Source organism: Bacillus sp. GMs2/2 (assembly GCF_050172095.1).
Classification (GTDB): domain Bacteria; phylum Bacillota; class Bacilli; order Bacillales; family Bacillaceae_G; genus Bacillus_A; species Bacillus_A cereus.
The window spans coordinates 1-3,739 of sequence record NZ_JBNLYE010000375.1 but is presented as its reverse complement, the minus strand read 5'-3'; the positions used below and the strand labels follow the sequence as shown (position 1 = coordinate 3,739).

Below are 3,739 nucleotides of genomic sequence, written 5' to 3'. Positions count from 1 at the left end.
AAAAATGCATATAAAAACTCTATTTATTGATGCTATAATAGGTTTACTCGATGATTGTTATATTTTTTTATGGTTTTTAAGCAATAAATACCTTCTTAACACCAAGTGTACAAGAAAAGAAGACATCTTAAGTGATGTCTTCTTTTCTTATATAATAACAACACAATAAAATTAAGATGGTTCAAGTGGGAGGAAGGCACCTTTGGGTATCTTTTCTTTGTCGAATTTGCCTAATAGGTGTAGCACCACATTGCTATCAAGTTAAAAAATTTTTTCACCCAAAACAAAAAAACGAGCTGAATTCACATAAATAACTATGGAAGAAAACAAAAACTTAGGATTAAAGAACTTGTGATGTATGACTATATTGGCTGTTTTTATTCAGAAGGATATATTAATCCTGAGTATACATTTGTATTTAATCATGAGGATATCGAAGAAATTATATTTGTAGGTTTTATAGATGAGGAAGAAGAGGCATTTGTAGGATTGCTTAATTGAATAGAATCTAGAAACAGGTAATTTTCAAATTTCGATAAAACTAGCAATCTCCACGCCGAACTTGGACAAATCCTAAGCGGGGGAAAAACGGACGCGAAAATGATGAAGAGATTACTATTTTTAAATCAGTTGGTTTGGCTGTAGTAGATATTATCGTTGCGAATTATTTGTATGAGAAAGTAGTGGAGCGCGGGATGGGATTGAGTTTTGAGGGACTGCCTTTTGGTGGTCTTTTTTACATAAAATCTTGTAAAGTAAGAAAAAGTAGGATATTTAATGATTAGAATTGAATATTTATATTCTAATATTCAATAGAAAGATAAAAAGTTTAAAAGTTCAGAATAATAGATTATAATATGTTTAGTAAAATTAACCAATATATATTTTGCTCATTATGTATTAAAGGGGAAATGAAAATGGCTGGACAAATTCGTATGTCACCAGAGGAGCTTAAATCGAAAGCGGCTCGATATGGACAAGGTGCAAATCAAATTGAGGACATTTTAAGTCAACTACAAAACTTACAAAATGAATTAAGAGGAGAATGGGAAGGACGTGCTTTTGAAGGTTTTGACCAACAGTTCAATCAATTAAAGCCAAAGGTACAAAACTTTGCACAGCTATTACAAGAAATTAATATGCAGCTTAATAAAACTGCAGAGGCTGTTGCTTCTCATGATGAAGAATTATCACGTAATTTCGGTTTGAATTAAAAACGCTTTATTCTATATAACAAGCATTTCAAATGAGCCATACAGCTTATATTGTATGGCTCATTTGATTGCATGCCTAGCGAGCGATTGATAGGGATATATATTTAATGAGATTTCTTTGATGCGTTTGGAAAACTTATAGAAAGGGTTTGAAAGAATGGGACAATTTCAAAGTAATTTACAAACAGCAACGCAAATTGCTACGAAAATGGGATCAGCCTCTGATAGGATTCAAAGTGCAACCAGTCGTTCTATAACAAAGGCGGCGCGTACAACGTTGTCTGTTAATTTCAAATCACAAGAAGCGAATCAGCAAGTTTTAGACTTGACGAAACAATTTTCCGCTGCCTTCCAGCAAGCGGTTGATAATATTCATTCGGTAGCTAAAGAATTTGAGAGAATGGATAACGAACTTCACAATACTTTTCGCTGATGTGACAACCTACGTAAAGTAAAATAGTAGGAGGAAAAAGATGGGTCGAGATATTGAAAATAAAATTAAAGAGTTAAATCTAAAGTTACGAAATGTATTTGAAGAACAGGACCGAAATCAATTCGCGATTCAAGCTCAGGAACAAGCGGAAGCAGATTTTTATGAATGTAGGAGTCGAAATCGTCGTTTGTTTGAACGAATTTTAGGAACTTGGCATGGTGATAGAGAAATGTCCCAGTTTTTTATGAATACGTATCAAGATGCACAACATATTGAACGAAAAGTAACATTTGAATTGGAAAACAAAAAAGAAACATTGTTTAAAGAGAAACGAGATCTTAGTAATTTAGAAAACGCCCTTTCATATCAGCAACAACAATTAGTAAAGGAGGCTAATTCATGAGTTTAAATATGTATTTGGGAGAAGTACAGAACCAAACTCAAAGTATGAATGCTGTATGTACGGCCACCATTCAAGGTATGGAACAAGCGATTCAGTCGATTGATGCTTTTGCAATTGATACTGTGTTACAAGGGCAAACGTATAGCAGTGCAAAATCATTTTTTGTACAAACTTTTCGTCCTCTAGCACAAGGAATTATTTACTTATGTGAAGAACTAATCCGTCAGAATAATGCCTTTCCAAGTCAATTTCAATCACAGGTAGCTTCAACTGATGTTATTGAACAAGAAGTGTTAGAACAAATTCGAGAAATTGACCGAATGAAAACAAGTATGGAAGCTGTCAATCAAGCTATGCCAATTCCGGGTATGGATGCTATGGTAAATCTTTTTATTGTTATGAGGAAAAAACTGCAAGAAAAGCTGGATCATTTGTATCAATTCAATCAGACCTCTAGTAATAATTATAGTACAGCAATTCAATTAGCAGCGAGTATTGCTGCAGGTCTTGCGGAAGTCCAAAGTGGAAAAGGTTTTAATGCTTTAACAGGGATATTTAGTGTGAAAGAATTAAATATGGAATGGACGGTGGCTATTCAAAAAAAATCAGAAGATAAAGTTCATGCTGTTCAAATTGAAAAAGAAGCTGTTAAAAATGATTGGTTTTTGATGGATTCAAAAGAGGTAAAGGAAAAAGCTGAGGAAACAGCTAATGGAGTAGCAACAGTTACTGGAGTAGTTGTAAAAGGAATTGGTAGTATAATAAATGGTAAAAAGTATGAAAAATCATTTACTGAGGAAAAGGGATATGGTGGTATATTTATTAAAGGTCTTACACTTGAAGCAGAGCCATTTGTAAGTTCTCGTACTTATGATAGATTTGATGTAAAAGATAAAGAAAAGAGAGAACAAACCTATGGACCTATGGTTGGTTTTACAGTAGCCCAAGCTGGAATAGAACAAGAGAATATTAAAGGATTTGGAATAGGAGCTGAAGCTAAAGTAGCGCTTGCTACTGCAGAGTTAGGTGCTCATGTGGAAAATGGAAACTTACATATAGGAGCTGAAGCTACTCTAGTAAAATATGAGAGTGCTATAAAAATTCCTATTCCATTTATGGATAAAAAGTTACAAATTGGGGGATCAGCATCGCTTGGAACACTCGGGGGATCTTTTGAAGCTGGAAAAAGCGGATTCAAATTCCATGCACCATTTGGTCCTGGTGTAGGTTTATGGGGATTTGGTTTAGAAGTTAGTGTTAAGGAATAAAGGAGATAATTAGTATGAATAAAAAAGTGAAAAATTTTAAATATCTTATGATTATATTAGCTTGTATTGCAATTTTTGGTACAATTTTACCTAATGCATTGGATCCAAATGAAACATTAGCAGGTAACATTTCGGTTGCAGTTTTTGGTACAATTGGTACTTGTTTGTTGTTTTCTATTACTTATTTCATTATAAAAAAGGCTATTTTAAGAAGGGGAAACTAAGATGGTACAAAATTTAGAGTTAGAATTACTTCCAATAGGTTCTGTTGTAATGTTTAAAGATTGGGAACATCCATTAATGGTTTATGGAAGAAAACAGATGGATTCTGAAACAAAAAGAACATGGGATTATGTATGTTGTTATTTTCCTCATGGTAATATTTCTTCGGAGTATAATTTCTTTTCGAATCATGAAGATA

The 3,739-nt window shown here is 33.3% G+C and carries 7 protein-coding genes and 1 pseudogene; all 8 read left to right on the top strand.

Annotated elements, in window-relative coordinates:
• Positions 1–315: 315 nt before the first annotated feature.
• Positions 316–501: pseudogene (locus ACQGS6_RS24560) on the top strand (DUF4176 domain-containing protein); the annotation flags it as partial.
• Between the two features lie 116 nt (positions 502–617).
• The gene (locus ACQGS6_RS24555; protein WP_257149128.1) at positions 618–785 is read left to right on the top strand and encodes an ornithine cyclodeaminase; all 168 of its coding nucleotides are present in this window, start codon (positions 618–620) and stop codon (positions 783–785) included.
• A gap of 132 nt (positions 786–917) precedes the next feature.
• Positions 918–1,214, top strand: coding sequence for a WXG100 family type VII secretion target (locus ACQGS6_RS24550; protein ID WP_000918592.1), 297 nt, complete (start codon positions 918–920; stop codon positions 1,212–1,214).
• 157 nt (positions 1,215–1,371) lie between these two features.
• Positions 1,372–1,647 (top strand): TIGR04197 family type VII secretion effector, encoded by a 276-nt coding sequence (locus ACQGS6_RS24545; RefSeq protein WP_000529664.1) that lies wholly within the window; start codon positions 1,372–1,374, stop codon positions 1,645–1,647.
• 40 nt (positions 1,648–1,687) lie between these two features.
• Positions 1,688–2,050 carry a DUF3958 family protein gene (locus tag ACQGS6_RS24540; protein WP_000532192.1) on the top strand — a complete coding sequence of 121 codons (363 nt, stop codon included), beginning with the start codon at positions 1,688–1,690 and terminating at the stop codon, positions 2,048–2,050.
• The gene (locus ACQGS6_RS24535; protein ID WP_000056069.1) at positions 2,047–3,318 is read left to right on the top strand and encodes a T7SS effector LXG polymorphic toxin; all 1,272 of its coding nucleotides are present in this window, start codon (positions 2,047–2,049) and stop codon (positions 3,316–3,318) included. Before ACQGS6_RS24540 ends, ACQGS6_RS24535 begins: the two co-directional genes overlap by 4 nt.
• 14 nt (positions 3,319–3,332) lie before the next feature.
• Complete coding sequence (locus ACQGS6_RS24530) at positions 3,333–3,542, top strand: hypothetical protein (protein WP_001036917.1); 210 nt, start codon at positions 3,333–3,335, stop codon at positions 3,540–3,542.
• Between the two features lies 1 nt (position 3,543).
• Positions 3,544–3,739 (top strand): DUF4176 domain-containing protein (locus ACQGS6_RS24525; RefSeq protein WP_426965747.1); only part of this gene is annotated, 196 nt, incomplete at its 3' end.

What these genes read in the sequence shown, in the direction of transcription:
- ACQGS6_RS24535 (WP_000056069.1), top strand. Translation starts at nt 2,047, where the DNA reads ATGAGTTTAAATATGTATTTGGGAGAAGTACAGAACCAAACTCAAAGT.
- ACQGS6_RS24545 (WP_000529664.1), top strand. Translation starts at nt 1,372, where the DNA reads ATGGGACAATTTCAAAGTAATTTACAAACAGCAACGCAAATTGCTACG.
- ACQGS6_RS24540 (WP_000532192.1), top strand. Translation starts at nt 1,688, where the DNA reads ATGGGTCGAGATATTGAAAATAAAATTAAAGAGTTAAATCTAAAGTTA.
- ACQGS6_RS24550 (WP_000918592.1), top strand. Translation starts at nt 918, where the DNA reads ATGGCTGGACAAATTCGTATGTCACCAGAGGAGCTTAAATCGAAAGCG.
- ACQGS6_RS24530 (WP_001036917.1), top strand. Translation starts at nt 3,333, where the DNA reads ATGAATAAAAAAGTGAAAAATTTTAAATATCTTATGATTATATTAGCT.